The following is a 15,326-nucleotide window of genomic DNA, read 5'->3' as shown; positions in this document are numbered from 1 at the left end:
CGCCAGAACGACGGCACGCAGCGGCAGCGGCTTCACCGCTTCGAGCGCCCAGGCCACACCTTCGGTCCCGTGGACATTGCCGAATTCATGCGGGTCCCAGACGACGGTCGTCACCCCGCGCGGCAGCACGGCGCCCGCATAGGTCGCCGGCGTCACCATCGAACTTTCGATATGCATATGCGTATCGATGAGACCGGGCGAGATGAACATGCCCGCAGCGTCGATGATCTCGGCCGCATCCGAGCGGGAGCCGGTCTCATGGACGCTGGCGATTACCGGCCCGACGAGGCCGATATCGGCCGGGCGCAGCTCGCCCGTCACCATGTCGACCAGCGTGCCGCCCGATATCAGGATATCGAAGGGCGCATCACCCCGCGCCGCGGTGACGGCACGGTCACGCAAGCCCGGTTCGGTAAATTCCTGTACGCTCGAGATGATACTCTTCACCAGCTTGCCTCTGCCCGCAGTGTTTCAAGAATGATGGCTCTCGCCTTCCCGACGTCGATCTCGACGCCATAGACCGCGTTGAATTCGCCCCGGCCGGTACGCGTCTCGACAACGGTGCGGCCGCGCGTCAGCGTGCCGGACAGTTCGACATCGATGCGCGCTTCGCGCCAGGTGACATGTTCCGGAAAGGCAAAGGCGACGGCCGCGACCGCATCGTAGAGCGCCATGGCCGGACGGCCGCGGCTGGTGGCGATCGCCACGAACCCGGCGAGAAGATCGGCAACCAGTTCCGCATTGCGCCCGCCGGCAGCCCGGATCGGCGCGACGTCGTCCGGTGCGCAGAGCACCTTGCGGCAGAGATCGAGATCGACCATCCGCAACGGGATCTTGTGGGCGAGCACGATCGCCAGCGCTTCCGGATCGGCAAAGGCGTTGAACTCCGCGGATGCGGTATGATTGCCGGTGGTGACCCCGCCGCCCATCCAGGTGAGATCGGTGATCCTGGCTGCAAGATCCGGCCGGGCAAGCGCCACTGCCGCGATATTGGTGAGCGGTCCAAGCGCCATGATGCGGCGTTCGCCCCCCTCTTCACCATTAGCTTTGCCCTTTTCGAGCCAGGAACAGAGCGCTTCGAAGGCATCTGTATGGAACGCATCCGGCGCTTCGGGCAAGGCCCGGCCCGCGGTCGGGATACCGGTCTGGCCTAGTATGCCTGTCGCGGTCTCCATTTTTGCCAGCACCGGTGCGGCGCGTCCGGCATGGACCGGGAAGGGCCAGACGAAAGCGGAGGCCGCGCCGGCTGCATTACGGCGGACATGCTCGATGGGCGCGTTGCCGAAGACCAGCGAAACGCCGTCGACGCCGAGCCCCGCATGCGCTGCGACCATGATCGCAGCGATGTCGTCGAAACCCATGTCCGTGTCGATCCAGATACCCATGTCAGCGGATCCTACACGAATCGCGACAGCGGCGCGGCCTTTTCGGCCGGCAGGTCGAAGGTAAGACCGGCACCCAGCGCATGCGTCGGCTGGCTTGCCTCCACCTCGGCCTTGATCGGGCCGAAGGAAGTATCGAGCAGGTATTCCCGTGCGTCGCCGGCAAAGGAAGTACCGCGCACGGTGCCCTGGAAAGGACCTGTCCCCAGGGTCACCATACGCGGCCGCCAGGCAAGACCCGCCGCTGAAGGGGCCTTACCCGAGAGATCGATGAGACCCGCACTGGTCTTCATCTTTCCATTTTCGAGCGGGAAAATGTTTTCGAACCCGACGAAGTCCGCCACGAAGGACGATGTCGGGCGGTTGTAGATGTCTTCCGGCGAACCGATCTGCTCTATCTTACCGCTCTTCATGACCACAATGCGGTCGGCGAGCGCCAAAGCTTCGGCCTGATCGTGAGTGACGAAGATCATCGTCACGCCGGTCTCCTTCTGGACGCGCTGAAGCTCGGTGCGCATTTCCAGACGCAGGCGAGCATCGAGGTTCGACAGCGGCTCGTCGAGCAGCAGCACCTTCGGTTCCATCACCATCGAACGGGCGAGCGCCACGCGCTGCTGCTGGCCGCCGGAAAGCTCGGCCGGCTTGCGGTTGGCGAAGGCCGACAGACCGACAGATTTGAGGCCGGACTGGACCTTGGTATCGAGTTCGGTGCCCCGCATGCCCTTGAGCTTCAGCCCGAAGGCGACGTTCTCGTAGACCGAGAGATGCGGGAAGAGCGCATAGGACTGGAACATCAGGCCGACGGCGCGCTTGTTGGCCGGCACCCGGGTAATGTCGGTGCCGTCGAGGCGGACATGGCCGCTCTTCACCGCCAGCAGGCCGGCGATCGCCCGCATCGTGGTCGTCTTGCCGCAGCCGGAAGGGCCGAGCAGCGCGATCAGTTCGCCCTTGCGGATATCGAGATCGAGGTTGGCGACGGCGACGGAATCGCCATAGGCGAGCGTCAGCTTTTCGAGCGAGAGATAGGACGCATCAGACATAGCGGGAGAACCCCAGGAAACGTTCGGCGATGAAGACGATGCCGATGGAGAGGAAGGCGAGCAGCGAGGAGAGCGCTGCGACGGACGGATCGAAGACGATTTCCATATAGGCGATCATGTCGACCGGCAGGGTGCGCACGCCAGGCCCCGAGAGGAACAGCGATACCGGCACCTGGTTGAAGCTGGTGACGAAGCCGAGGATGAAGGCCGACATGATGCCGCCGCGGATATTCGGCATCACCACCCGGAAGAACGCGCCGAGCCGCGAGGAGCCGAGCAGCACGGCCGCTTCCTCGATGTCGGAGCGCAGGTTGTCGAGGCTGGCGGAGACGACCCGAACCGCATAGGGCAGGACCAGCGCCGTATGGGCGAGGAACAGCGCCAGCGTGATCCCGACCTGGAACGGCACGACGATGTAGCGCAGCAGCGCCAGGCCGACGATGATGCCCGGCACGATGATCGGCGCCGAGACGATGGTGCGGACGATCTCCGCTCCCGGCAGCTTGTAGCGCGATAGCGCATAGGAGGCCGGAATACCGAGGACAAGCGCCACCGCCGTGCCGCCGATCGCCAGAAACAGCGACATGCCGAACGAGGCGCGGAAACTTTCGACCGTGAAGACCTTGGCGATCCAGCGCAGCGAAAAGCCTTGCGGCGGAAAGGCAAGGGTTTCGCCGGCCGAGAAGGATGCCGCGACGATGATCAGGAAGGGCCCGATCAGGAAGGCGATCACCAGGAGGAGCGTGATCGGGATGAAGAGGCTCCGCAGCGTCATGCCTGGCTCCTCTGCTTGTTGCGCGCCGTGGCGACCCGCTTGAGAAGGATGTTGGCGGCAAAGCTCATGACGATCAGGATGAAGGCGATGACGCTTGCGGCGACGAAATTGTTGGAGACCGCGACCTGCTGGTAGAGCAGCGTTTCCAGCATCAGCACCTTTGAGCCGCCGAGGATGGCGGGGGTGATATAGGCGGTCAGCGAGCCGGTGAAGACCAGCGTGCCGCCGACAACCAGGCCTTCCTTGGTGAGCGGCAGCACGACCTTCCAGAACACCTGGAACCAGTTGGCACCGAGCACGCGCGCCGCCGGAATGGCATCTTTCGGCATGTTTTCGAGCGCCGAAATCAGCGAAATGATCATCAGCGGCAGGAAGAGCTGCAACAGCCCGATGAAAATCGCCGTCTCCGAGAACAGGATGCGCAGCGGCGCCTCGGTGATGCCGAGCGCCTGGAAAGCCTGGTTGACGATGCCGGTGCGGCCGAGGATGACGATCCAGGCATAGGTGCGGGCGACCGGCGAGATCATCAGCGGCAACACCACGAGGCCTGTGACCTTGCCCTTGGCGCCGGGTTCCAGGCTGACGATCGCGAACGCCGCCGCATAACCGATCACCGCCGAGGCGATGGTAACGAGGGCGCCGAGCCGAAGCGTGCGCAGGAAGACTGTCTGGTTCAGCGAATTGGAGAAGAAGTCCGTATAGGCGGAAATCGTCCAGCCGCCGGTCGGCATGCGAAATCCATCCGATAGCAGGATCACGACAGGCACGAGAAACACCGCCGCCGCGAAGATCGCGGCCGGCAGCGCAAGTGCCAGCGCTTCAGCCCTGTTCTGGAACATGGTGGTTCGATCCTGTTCAACTAGTCGGGATACGGGCAGGCATTCGCGCGCTGCCCGCATCCCTCAGCCTTGGGAGGCTATTCCGTGGTTTGCGTTGGCCCTTACTGGCCGACCTTCTCGTTCCAGGTCTTGATCCAGCCGGCACGGTTGTCGAGCGCGACGGCGGACGGGATCAGTTTCAGGCTCTTTGCCGTTTCCTCGCCATAGGTGAGGTTGTTGGCAATCGCTTCGGGAAGTTTGACATCCTTGTTGGACGGGCTGTCGATCAGCTTTTCGGCGAGCTTGGTCTGGACTTCCGTCGAGAGCCAGAAATCCATGAACTGCAGCGCGAGGTCGCGGTTCTTGGAGCCCTTGGTGACGGTCATGACGTTCATGCCGCCCGTCTGGCCTTCCTTCGGCGTGGCCCAGGCGATCGGGAAGCCGAGCTTGGTGAAGGGCGCCCAGGTGAAGCGGCCGATCGGCGCTGCCCAGATTTCTTCCTGCTGCATCAGCTGCACCAGCTGCGACGACTTTTCATAGAAGGTGACGATCTCGCCCTTCTTGGCGCCGACCGCTTCGATCGGGGCCTTCAGGTCCGGCGTGTCCTTGGCGAGCGCCAGGCCCAGCATGTAGAGCGCCGGCGGGCCCTGGTTGGTGGTGACGTTCGGCCATGCAACGTGGCTTGCATATTCCGGCTTCAGCAGATCGGCCCAGCTGTCGATCTTCATCTTGTCCGAACGGTAGGCGATCGAGGTGGCATAGAACGTGTAACCGACGCTCATGCCGTCGCCGTTCGGATCCTTGGCAACGTCATAGAGCTTGCTGAAGTTTGCGAGCTTGGAGGTATCGATCTTGTCGGTCAGGCCGGCGCGCGAGGCGGCGAGCGCATCCGCCATCGAAATGACGGCCATGTCGACGACCGGGTTGGCCTTGTTGGCCTCCATCTTGGCGAGGCGCTCGACGCTGTTGCCGGTCTCGACGACCAGCTTGCAGCCGCAGATCTTCTGGAAGGGATCGTAGACGATCTGCTTGTATTCGTCCTGGGCCAGCGCATAGACGGAAATCGTCAGCGTCTTTTCCTGGGCCAGCGCCGGGGTTTGCGCGGCACCCATGGTAAGCATCAGGGCGGCGCCCGACGCAAGAATGACCTTGTTCATGATGTGATTTCTCCTGCTGTCGGCTTGTTGGAGGTTTGGGCATGCAAATTCGGAGTGCCGCCGGCCTGCGGGACGGCCGCCGACTGGCGCACGATGAGCTGCATCGGGACACGGTCGGTCTCGGAGGTAACGTTGCCGGTCGAAACCTCCTCGGCTCCGTTTTCGGCCTCTCCTTCGGGCTCGATCGCACGAATGAGCGCGGCAATCGCCAGATCGGCGATCGTCACCATGTCCATACGCACGGTGGTAAGGGCGGGCGTGACGACCGCCGACCAGATGAGGTCGTCGAAACCGGTGACGCTGACCGTTTCCGGCACGCCGATGCCGGCGCGCTGCAGCTCCGTCAGCGCCCGAAGCGCCGAAAGATCGGAGACGGCCGCAAAGGCCGTAAAACCAGCCCTGGCCTTGTCCGCCAGGCCGAGCGGGCAGCCTTCGCCCGAGACAGCCTCGACCTTCTCGATCCACATCGTATCGCATTCGACCTGCGCGCCGAGGCCAGCCTTCAGCCCGCCGATGCGGTCGTTCTGCACGTTCGAGGAGGCGCTGGTGCCGATCAGCAGCACCTTGCGGTGGCCAAGCTCCGCAAGATGGCGGCCCATCTGGCCGCCGCCGTCCCAATGGTCGGCCGAAACGGTGTTGCCGGGCGTGGAAGGCGTATCAATGACGGCAACGGGGCAGCCGACATCGGCGATCCGCGTGCCGCGCCGGGGAACGATGACCATGCCGTCGACGCCACGTTCCAGAAGCCGGCCGATCGCCTCGGTCTGCGCCGCGATATCGCCGCGGGAGTCGGCGATGAGCACGCCGTAGCCGGCATCCGAGGCGGCGTTCTCGATCGCCTGGGCAATCTGCGGGAAGAGTGGATTGGCGATATCCGGAAGGACGAGCCCGAGTACGCCGGTTCGGCCGGTGCGCAGCGCCCGGGCGGTCAGGCTCGGCACATAACCGAGCTCGCTTGCCTTGGCCCGCACCTTCTCGATAAGCTCCGGCGACACGCGTCCCTTGCCGGAAAGCGCATTCGACACGGTCGCCGCCGACACGCCGAGGGCGGCAGCGATGGCGCTCATGTTCGGTCCGGGACGGGGTGAAGCCATATCATGCTCTGATTAAACGTTTAAGCACGAATACTTTGCTCAACGGCCTTTGTCGAGTCGTTTGTAAATGCCAGTCCGGATATCCCCATATGCGGCCTTGACTTCCTCGCCCCGACCTGTGGAAATCCTCGGGTATTCATGAGGAAACAGTGATGCAGGACGACGAGATAACCGGCCTTTCCGCCACGGAACTTTCGGAAGCGATCCATGACGGCCGGGCCTCCTGCGCCGAAGTGATGACGGCCTATCTCGAACGGATCGACAGGTTCAACCCCGCAATCAACGCGATCGTCAGCCTGCGCAGCCGGGAAGAGCTTCTGGCCGAGGCTATGGTACGCGACGCAGAGCTTGGCTCAGGCAAATCGCGCGGCTGGATGCATGGCATGCCGATCGCCATCAAGGATCTCTGCGAAGTGAAGGGCATCCGCTGCACCTACGGCTCGCCGATCTTTGCCGATTTCGTGCCTGAGAAGGACGAGGTGATGGTCGAGCGCATTCGCGCGGCCGGCGCGATCATCATCGGCAAGACTAACACGCCGGAACAGGGGCTCGGCTCGCAGAGCTATAATCCCGTGCATGGCATCACCAGGAATCCCTACGACCTAACCAAGACGGTCGGCGGTTCGAGCGGCGGCGCGGCGGCGGCCCTTTCGGCACATCTCCTGCCGGTCGCGGATGGCGGAGACATGATGGGCTCGCTGCGCAACCCCGCGGCCTTCAACAATGTCGTCGGTTTCCGCCCGAGTTTCGGTCGCGTCCCCTCCTCCCTGAAGCTCGAGAACTTCATGGGCCAGCTCTCCGTTCTGGGACCGATGGGCCGCACGGTGCGCGATGTCGCCGCCCTGCTTTCGACCCAGGCCGGTTACGATCCGCGCGATCCGCTATCCTTGCCGACCGAGGACCTGACGCCGCAAGAGGACCGCGATTTTTCCGGCACCCGTATCGCCTGGCTCGGCGATCTCGGCGGTTGCCTGCCTTTCGAACCCGGCGTGCTTGAACTCTGCCGGGCGACGCTTCCGGTCTTCGAACGGATCGGCTGCACGGTGGACGAGCTCGTTCCGGACTTCGACATGGACGACCTCTGGCGCTCCTGGACGACGCTGCGCAGCTGGCTGACCGCGAGCGGCATGCGCGACAACTACGACGATCCGGGAAAGCGCGCCAAGATGAAGCCGGAGATCATCTGGGAAATCGAGCGCGGGCTCGACATGATGGCACGCGAGGTGCATTTCGCCTCGAAACGCCGCAGTGCCTGGTATCAATACCTGCTGACCGTGTTCGACCGGTACGATTACCTGATCCTGCCGTCCGCCCAGGTCTTCCCCTTCGATGCGGAAACCCCTTGGCCGAAGGAGATTGGTGGCCGGACGATGGACACCTATCACCGCTGGATGGAAGTGGTGGTCCCGGCCTCGATGGCCGGCCTTCCGGTTGCCGCGATGCCCGCCGGTTTCGGCACAAACGGCCTGCCCGCCGGCATCCAGATCATCGGCCGCCCGCGCGCCGACAAGGCGGTGCTGGAGATTGCGCTTGCCTATGAAGCGGCCACGGATTGGTTGGGGCGGAGGCCGAAGCTTTAGGCGAGGCGGCGCGGCGTTTTTAACCCTCCCCCTTGTGGGGAGGGTGGCCGGCAGGCGGGAGGGGCCTGAATACGGAGCGAAGTCCCCTCCCCCACCCCTCCCCACAAGGGGGCGGGGCTCCTCGCATCCGCTCTACCAGCCCACCACTTCTTCCCGATACCGCCCAACCTCCTCGATCAGCCACGCCCGAAACGCCACCACCGGCCGAAAATCGACCTTGCTGAGCGGGGCCACCGCATAATAGGCGCTGGGGCTCGTCACCTGATGCGGGAACGCTTCGACAAGCTGGCCGCCCGCCAGTTCCGAGTCGATCAGGAAAAGCGGCATCAGCGCAACCCCGAGGCCCGCAATGCAGGCTTGGGCAACGTTGCCGAACTGTTCGAAGCGCATGCCCTGCGACGGCGTGCCGATGATCCCGAGGCTTTCGAACCAGTGGTTCCAGGCGCCCGGCCGCGACGCCATGTGCAGCAGCGGCAGGCGCATCAGGTCCTCGGCCTTTTTGATCGGATGCGAGGCGAGGAATGCCGGAGAGCAGACCGGCGCCACCATTTCATCCATCAGGAAGGTGGATTCCGCTCCCGGCCAGTCGGGCTGGCCGATATGGATCGCCATGTCGATGCCGTCGCGATCGAAATCGAAGACCCCGATGCGAGTGGCGAAATTGAGCGTGATTTCCGGATGCCTTGCGACGAATTGCGGGATGCGCGGCATCAGCCAGCGAGTGCCGAAAGTCGGCAGGATTGCCAGGTTCAGCTGGTCGCTATGCCGTTTGGTCATGACCTGAAGCGAGGCTGAGCGGATCTGTGACAGCGCGTTGGCGACCGCCTTGGCATAATCGGCACCGGCCGAGGTGAGGCTGACGCCGCGGCTGGTACGGTCGAAAAGCTGCACGCCCAACTGTTCTTCCAGCCCGGAAACCTGCCGGCTGATAGCCCCTTGCGTCAGCGACAGCTCTTCGGCCGCACCGGAAAAACTGCCGAGGCGTGCGACGGAATCGAAAGCGGCGAGCGCCGAGGTTGAGGGAAGCAGTTTTCGCGAGAGGCTGACCATTGCCTATTACTATAGATCATGGCTTGATGAGTAAACGGTGCTTGCTCTCGGGCGCTGTGCTGGCGATAATTCTTTAAACTTCAATTTGCCAGATTTCAAACCGGAGGCAGACCCTTGGCTTTTTCCTGGAACGATCCCTTTCTTCTCGAAGAGCAGCTGACTGACGAGGAGCGGATGATCCGTGACGCGGCGGCCGCCTTCGCCAAGGCCGAACTCCTCCCACGCATCCAGGAAGCCTATCTCGACGAGACGACCGACAAGGGTCTCTTCAAGCTGATGGGCCAAACCGGGCTGCTCGGCGTCACCCTGCCGGAAGAATACGGCGCTGCCAACGCTTCCTACGTCGCCTACGGCCTCGTCGCCCGCGAGATCGAACGCATCGATAGCGGCTACCGCTCGATGATGAGCGTCCAGTCCTCGCTGGTCATCTATCCGATCTTCGCCTACGGCTCCGACGAACAGAAGAAGAAGTATCTTCCGGGCCTCGTCTCCGGCGAACTGATCGGCTGTTTCGGCCTGACCGAGCCGGATGCCGGCTCCGATCCGGGCGGCATGAAGACCCGCGCCGAAAAGATCGAAGGCGGTTACCGCCTGCGCGGTTCGAAGATGTGGATTTCCAACGCACCGATCGCAGACGTCTTCGTCGTCTGGGCAAAATCGGAAGCCCATAACAACGAGATCCGCGGCTTCGTGCTCGAAAAAGGCATGAAAGGTCTCTCTGCTCCGAAGATCGGCGGCAAGCTGTCGCTGCGCGCCTCGATCACCGGCGAGATCGTTATGGACAGCGTCGAAGTCGGCGAGGATGCGATCCTGCCGAACGTCTCGGGCCTCAAGGGTCCCTTCGGCTGCCTCAACCGCGCCCGCTACGGCATTTCCTGGGGCGTCATGGGTGCGGCCGAAGACTGCTGGTTCCGCGCCCGCCAGTACGGTCTCGACCGCAAACAGTTCGGCAAGCCGCTCGCCGGCATGCAGCTCTACCAGAAGAAGCTCGCCGACATGCAGACCGAAATCACCCTCGGCCTGCAGGCTTCGCTCCGCGTCGGCCAGCTGATGGATCAGCACAAGATGGCCCCGGAAATGATCTCCATCGTCAAGCGCAACAATTGCGGCAAGGCGCTCGATATCGCGAGGCAAGCCCGCGACATGCACGGCGGCAACGGCATCCAGATCGAGTATCACGTCATGCGCCATTCGCAGAACCTGGAGACGGTCAACACCTATGAAGGCACGCACGACGTCCACGCGCTGATCCTGGGCCGCGCCCAGACGGGTATCCAGGCGTTTTTCTGAGCGGAAACTCTACAACTTCGACAAATAAGCCCGGCCGCCGCCAGCGCGCCGGGCTTTTATATCTCGATCTCGACGTTTCAGCCGAATGGCGGTCGCGGGTTCACACGCGCGCGCCCAGGGTGACGAGAAGTTCATCCAGCTGCCCGAACTGTTCGGGCATCGCACCTTCCATGCCGGCGCAGGATTCGTCGGCCGCTTCCTTGGAAGGATAGAGCTCATGCAGGACCAGCAGCGTCCTGCCGCCTTCCTCCTCCTCGAAGGTGACCGTGGTGACGGAGCCGTTTTCGCTTTCGTCATTGGTCCAGACGAGGCGCGAAGGCGGCGATACTTCGAGATATTTTCCGAAGAAGGTCATGGAGTTTGCGGCGTCATGTCCGAACGTGACGCTATAGCCCCTTCCGGCGCGGACATCCATCTCGCAGGCGAGAAGCGGGACGCCGCTGGACTTGGGCGCCCACCACAGCTTGAACAATTCGGGCTTGGTCCATGCATCGAATACGAGGCGAACCGGGGCGTCGAAGCTGCGCGTCACGACGAGTTCGCGCTCGGACCGCCGTTCGACCGCCGTGCGGCCATTGCTCACTTTGTTGTCCATTGGTTGTCTCCCTTAGCCACGCCGGGCGGCTTCGATTGCCGCAACGTCGATCTTCTTCATGGTCATCATCGCCTCGAAGGCACGTTTCGCCTCGCCGCCGCCGACAGCAAGGGCTTCGATGAGGACCCGTGGCGTGATCTGCCAGGAGACGCCCCATTTATCCTTGCACCAGCCGCATTCGCTTTCCTGACCGCCATTACCGACGATGGCGTTCCAGTAGCGATCGGTCTCTTCCTGGTCTGCGGTCGAGATTTGGAAGGAAAACGCTTCGTTGTGCTTGAAGATCGGGCCGCCGTTCAGGCCGATACATGCCACTCCGGCAACGGTGAATTCTACCACCAGCACATCCCCCTGCTTACCGTCCGGGTAATCGCCGGGCGCGTGGGTTACGGCGCCGACCTTGCTGTCCGGAAAAGTCTCGGCATAGAAGCGGGCAGCCTCCTCGGCGTCCTTGTCAAACCATAAGCAGATCGTGTTCTTCGCCATTGCATTTCTCCCTTTCAATCCTGGTTAAGCGGCCGTCGATGGCGACCATAACTCAAAGACGTACGTGCTTTCGGTAATCCGACATCCAGCCGAAAAAAGTTACATCCCTCACCAACCGCGCCGTTTTTCGTCATTGGAGAAATTCCCGCCTTCGGTGTATCAGTGAAACGCTGCCGTGATCGGCGGCGAGGAAATGAAACAAAGGTCGTTTTGAAGAATGCACGCCATGGAAAATGCGGCGGAAGGGGCCGGTGGCGGTTTCAATGTCGGCGAGCGTCTTTGTCTGGTGCGCAAGCAGCACGGCCTGTCGCAGCGGGCGCTGGCGGTCAAGGCGGGCGTCACCCATTCCCTGGTTTCGCTGATCGAGAAGAACAAGGTCAGCCCTTCGGTCGCCTCGCTGAAGAAGATCCTCGAAGCAATCAACTATCCGCTGACCGACTTTTTCGCGCTGACGCTGCCGCCGGTCGACCAGGTGTTCTACCGTGCCGAGGAACTGACGCCGCTCTCGACCGGCGCCTTGACGCTGCTGCAGGTCGGCGACGCCAAATCCCACAGCGTACAGATTTTCCACGAGTTCTACGAGCCCGGCGCCGATACCGGCGAGACCATGCTGCAGCATGATGCCGAAGAAGGCGGAGTGGTTGTCGCCGGAGAACTGGAACTGACCGTCGGCAGCCAGACGCGCATCCTCAAAAAGGGCGACGCCTTCCTCTTCGACAGCCGCCAGCCGCACCGATATCGTAACGTCGGAACCGAGCGCTGCGAGGTGGTAAGTGCCTGCACGCCGCCCTATCTTTAAGAAGAGCGAAGCCCGAATTTCACTCAGCACCTTTTGGACATTGCCAATGAACGTTGATTGTTCCTGTCAATTATTTTAGGTCAGAACCCGATATTCCCGCACCCTCTCCCAACGCCGTTAAAAACGGCGTATCCAGCCTTGAAATGAAAGTGGACACCATGCACAGCTATCCCGACGTCAAGCTTTTCATCAACGGCGAATGGCGCGATGCCATCGGCGGCGAAACCATCGACGTTTCCGATCCCGCGACGGAAGAAGTGATCGGGAAAATAGCCCATGCCCGCAAGGCGGACCTGGACCTGGCGCTGGAAGCCGCCGATAAGGGTTTCAGGATTTGGCGCGATACCTCGCCCTTCGACCGCTCGAAGCTGATGCGCAAGGCTGCCGACCTGCTGCGCCAGCGCGTCGATCAGATCGCCTATTACATGACCCGCGAACAGGGCAAGCCGCTCGCCCAGTCGAAAATGGAAGTCATGGGCGCCGCCGACACGATCGACTGGTTCGCCGAAGAAGCCCGCCGCACCTATGGCCAGATCATCCCGGCCCGCATGAGCGGCGTCTCGCAGATGGCGATCAAGCTGCCGGTCGGCCCGGTCGCCGCCTTCACGCCCTGGAATTTCCCGCTCAACCAAGTGGTTCGCAAGCTCTCCGCAGCCCTTGCGACCGGTTGCTCGATCATCGTCAAGGCGCCTGAGGAAACGCCCGCTTCGCCGGCCGAACTGATCCGCGCCTTCATCGATGCCGGCGTGCCCGCAGGCGTCGTCAACCTCGTCTACGGCATTCCGGCCGAGATTTCCGAATACCTGATCCCGCATCCGGTCATCCGCAAGATCTCGTTCACCGGCTCCACCCCGATCGGCAAGCATCTGGCCGCCCTTGCCGGCAAGCACATGAAGCGCGCCACGATGGAACTCGGTGGCCATGCGCCGGTGATGATCTTCGACGATGCCGATCTCGAAAAGGCGATCGAAGTCACCGCCATGTCGAAATTCCGCAATGCCGGCCAGGTCTGCGTCGCCCCGACCCGCTTCCTCGTGCAGGACGGTATCGCCGACAAGTTCACCGCCGGTTTCGTCAAGGCGGCACAAGCGGTCAAGGTCGGCAACGGCCTGGAAGACGGCGTGACCATGGGTCCGCTCGCCAACGAGCGCCGCATCCCGGCCATGGAAGCGCTCATTCAGGACGCCATCACCCATGGTGGCGAGTTGAAGACCGGCGGCCACCGCATCGGCAACAAGGGCCACTTCTTCGAGCCGACGGTCCTCTCCGAAGTCCCGACATCGGCGAAGATCATGAACGACGAGCCCTTCGGCCCGATCGCGATCATCAACCGCTTCTCGCATTACGACGACGCGATCGCGGAAGCCAACCGGCTGCCCTTCGGCCTCGCCTCCTACGCCTTCACCGGCTCGGTGAAGACCGCCCACGCGCTCAGCCGCCAGGTGGAAGCCGGCATGCTGACCATCAACCACAACGGCCTGGCCCTGCCGGAAGTCCCGTTCGGCGGCATCAAGGACTCTGGCTACGGCACGGAAGGCGGCTCGGAAGCCACCGAAGCCTATCTCGAAACCCGCTTCGTCAGCCAGATGAGCTGATCTGAAGTTTTTCAAACCGAACTCTCGACGCCGGTCGGTGCCCATGCACCGGCCGGCGTTTTCTTTTGCCCTTGCCGGTGTCACTCGAGTCAAATACCAAAACAAACAGTGAACACCGGATGAGCACCATGGCCGAGACTGAAGCAGCACCGCTCCTGAAGGAAATCTTCAACCGCGATCGCCTCCGGCATTTTGCGGCCGAGACCAAGGCCATCCATCCCGGCTTCGACGAGGAGCGCTTTCTGGCGCTCACTTCCGCCGGTCTCGACGATCTGAGCATCATGCAGCGCCTGCGCCAGATCGCCATCGCCTACCACGCGGTCCTGCCCGGCGGGTTCGAAAAGAATATCGACATCCTGCGGGCACTGGCACCCCGCATCAACCACGGCTTCGCCTCAATCGTGCTGCCGGAATATGTGGCGCTCCACGGCCATGACCATTTCGACCTGTCGATGGATGCGCTCGCCTTCTTCACCCGCTTCGGCTCGTCGGAATTCGCCGTCCGGCATTTCCTCCTGAAGGACCTCGCCCGGACGCTGAAAGTGATGGAGCGCTGGTCGCGGGACGACAACGAGCATGTGCGCCGGCTTTCGAGCGAAGGCTGCCGCCCGCGCCTGCCCTGGTCGTTCCAGCTGAAAGAACTGATTGCCGACCCCTCGCCTGTCGCGCTGCTCCTCGAAAACCTCAGGAGCGATCCGAGCCTTTACGTGCGCAAATCCGTCGCCAACCACCTGAACGACATCACCAAGGACCATCCTGCCTGGGTGTTCGACAGGATCGCCGACTGGCCGAAGGATGACCCGCGCACGGCCTGGATCATCAAGCAGGCGCTGCGCACGCTGATCAAGAAGGGCGATGCCAGGGCGCTCCACGTCTTCGGCGCCGGTCACAAGGCGGAGGTAAAGGTCGACAGTTTCATGGTGACGCCGTCGTCGCTGAAACTCGGTAGCGCGGTGAAGATATCGGCCAGGGTGGTGTCGACCGCGTCGGCGCCGCAGAAGCTCGTCATCGATTATGCGGTCCACTACGTGAAGAAGGCAGGCGGCACCTCAAAGAAGGTCTTCAAGTGGAAGGAGATCACACTGGGCGCCGGCGAAAGCTGCGAACTCACGATCAGCCGCGCCATCCGCGATTTTACGACGCGCGTGCACTACGCCGGCCGGCATTCGGTGGAACTGATCGTCAACGGCGAGGTGCTGGCCGAGGATGCGTTCGAGCTTCTGGCTTGAACTTTTTCGGCCAGGTTGGCGGGTGTGGCCCCCTCACCCCGCCTCCGCTTCGCTCGGCGTACCTCTCCCCGAGGGGAGAGGATAAACGGTGACGTCGGCGCCTTTTCCCTCATCCATAGAGAAGGAGCAGGAGACAGTGCCTCATAACCTCTTCTCCCCAGCGGGGAGAAGGTGGCCCGAAGGGTCGGATGAGGGGGTGGCGCAGACGTATGTCGCCAAAATCTACTGCTTGTCGAAGAAACCCATCAACCCAGCGCAAACACCTTCGCCCTGCGCAAAGTCACAAAACCACCCTCGCCCGCCTTGACTGCCCGCTCCGGCTCGACGTCGAATTCCAGCTGTTCGCCGGTCTCAGTCGTCGCCAGCACCCGCCGCCCGTCCGGGCGGTCGAGCACGCGGGTGATGCTGGCCGGAATGCCCGGCCCCTGCGCGGACC

General features: G+C 62.9%; 15 protein-coding genes and 1 pseudogene. 5 read left to right on the top strand and 11 right to left on the bottom strand.

Translation table 11 applies throughout. The annotated features are described in order from the left end of the window. The 7 genes from MOV61_RS21370 to MOV61_RS21340 form a co-directional block, all read right to left on the bottom strand. Positions 1–447: amidohydrolase family protein (locus MOV61_RS21370; RefSeq protein ID WP_247138004.1), on the bottom strand; the 447-nt coding region annotated here is incomplete at its 3' end. Continuing rightward, entirely contained in the window at positions 444–1,385 is a 942-nt protein-coding gene (locus MOV61_RS21365; protein ID WP_247138003.1) for a nucleoside hydrolase, read from the bottom strand. The genes MOV61_RS21370 and MOV61_RS21365, both read right to left, overlap by 4 nt. An 11-nt stretch (positions 1,386–1,396) precedes the next feature. Beyond that, complete coding sequence (locus MOV61_RS21360) at positions 1,397–2,422, bottom strand: ABC transporter ATP-binding protein (protein WP_247138002.1); 1,026 nt, start codon at positions 2,420–2,422, stop codon at positions 1,397–1,399. Further along, a complete protein-coding gene (locus MOV61_RS21355; protein WP_247138001.1) occupies positions 2,415–3,197 on the bottom strand; it encodes an ABC transporter permease in 783 nt (260 codons plus the stop codon). Before MOV61_RS21355 ends, MOV61_RS21360 begins: the two co-directional genes overlap by 8 nt. Continuing rightward, the gene (locus MOV61_RS21350; RefSeq protein ID WP_247138000.1) at positions 3,194–4,036 is read right to left on the bottom strand and encodes an ABC transporter permease; all 843 of its coding nucleotides are present in this window, start codon (positions 4,034–4,036) and stop codon (positions 3,194–3,196) included. The genes MOV61_RS21355 and MOV61_RS21350 overlap by 4 nt, the downstream gene beginning before the upstream one ends. Before the next feature lie 101 nt (positions 4,037–4,137). Beyond that, positions 4,138–5,172, bottom strand: a complete 1,035-nt coding sequence (locus tag MOV61_RS21345; RefSeq protein WP_038545554.1) for a PotD/PotF family extracellular solute-binding protein — start codon at positions 5,170–5,172, stop codon at positions 4,138–4,140. Next, positions 5,169–6,266 (bottom strand): LacI family DNA-binding transcriptional regulator, encoded by a 1,098-nt coding sequence (locus tag MOV61_RS21340; RefSeq protein ID WP_247137999.1) that lies wholly within the window; start codon positions 6,264–6,266, stop codon positions 5,169–5,171. Before MOV61_RS21340 ends, MOV61_RS21345 begins: the two co-directional genes overlap by 4 nt. A gap of 152 nt (positions 6,267–6,418) precedes the next feature. Here MOV61_RS21340 and MOV61_RS21335 point away from each other — a divergent pair, with 152 nt between their 5' ends. After that, the gene (locus tag MOV61_RS21335; protein ID WP_247137998.1) at positions 6,419–7,846 is read left to right on the top strand and encodes an amidase; all 1,428 of its coding nucleotides are present in this window, start codon (positions 6,419–6,421) and stop codon (positions 7,844–7,846) included. A 132-nt stretch (positions 7,847–7,978) separates the two neighbouring features. On the opposite strand, the gene MOV61_RS21330 is transcribed toward MOV61_RS21335, so the two are convergent. Then, positions 7,979–8,896: a LysR family transcriptional regulator gene (locus MOV61_RS21330; RefSeq protein WP_247137997.1), complete on the bottom strand. Its 918-nt coding sequence runs from the start codon at positions 8,894–8,896 to the stop codon at positions 7,979–7,981. Positions 8,897–9,010: 114 nt separating this feature from the next. Between MOV61_RS21330 and MOV61_RS21325 the strand changes: the two genes are divergently transcribed. Then, complete coding sequence (locus MOV61_RS21325) at positions 9,011–10,186, top strand: acyl-CoA dehydrogenase (RefSeq protein ID WP_258718949.1); 1,176 nt, start codon at positions 9,011–9,013, stop codon at positions 10,184–10,186. 100 nt (positions 10,187–10,286) lie between these two features. Here the strand turns inward: MOV61_RS21325 and MOV61_RS21320 are convergent, their stop codons facing one another. Both MOV61_RS21320 and MOV61_RS21315 read right to left on the bottom strand, forming a co-directional pair. Beyond that, on the bottom strand, positions 10,287–10,781 hold the full coding sequence (locus MOV61_RS21320; protein ID WP_247137996.1) for an SRPBCC family protein: 495 nt from the start codon (positions 10,779–10,781) through the stop codon (positions 10,287–10,289). A gap of 12 nt (positions 10,782–10,793) precedes the next feature. Further along, entirely contained in the window at positions 10,794–11,267 is a 474-nt protein-coding gene (locus MOV61_RS21315) for a VOC family protein (protein WP_247137995.1), read from the bottom strand. A gap of 217 nt (positions 11,268–11,484) precedes the next feature. Here MOV61_RS21315 and MOV61_RS21310 point away from each other — a divergent pair, with 217 nt between their 5' ends. The 3 genes from MOV61_RS21310 to MOV61_RS21300 all read left to right on the top strand — a co-directional run bounded on the left by MOV61_RS21310 (position 11,485) and on the right by MOV61_RS21300 (position 14,890). Continuing rightward, complete coding sequence (locus MOV61_RS21310) at positions 11,485–12,066, top strand: cupin domain-containing protein (protein ID WP_247031035.1); 582 nt, start codon at positions 11,485–11,487, stop codon at positions 12,064–12,066. Positions 12,067–12,224: 158 nt separating this feature from the next. Then, a complete protein-coding gene (locus MOV61_RS21305) occupies positions 12,225–13,661 on the top strand; it encodes an NAD-dependent succinate-semialdehyde dehydrogenase (protein WP_247137994.1) in 1,437 nt (478 codons plus the stop codon). 128 nt (positions 13,662–13,789) lie between these two features. Further along, positions 13,790–14,890 (top strand): DNA alkylation repair protein, encoded by a 1,101-nt coding sequence (locus tag MOV61_RS21300; RefSeq protein WP_247137993.1) that lies wholly within the window; start codon positions 13,790–13,792, stop codon positions 14,888–14,890. A 245-nt stretch (positions 14,891–15,135) separates the two neighbouring features. On the opposite strand, the pseudogene MOV61_RS21295 reads toward MOV61_RS21300, so the two are convergent. Beyond that, positions 15,136–15,326 (bottom strand): annotated as a pseudogene (locus tag MOV61_RS21295) (sulfate ABC transporter ATP-binding protein); the annotation flags it as partial.

This window comes from Neorhizobium sp. BETTINA12A (assembly GCF_023006485.1).
Taxonomy (GTDB): domain Bacteria; phylum Pseudomonadota; class Alphaproteobacteria; order Rhizobiales; family Rhizobiaceae; genus Neorhizobium.
Note: the sequence above shows the minus strand (reverse complement) of the source record. Positions and strands in the feature narration are given on the sequence as shown.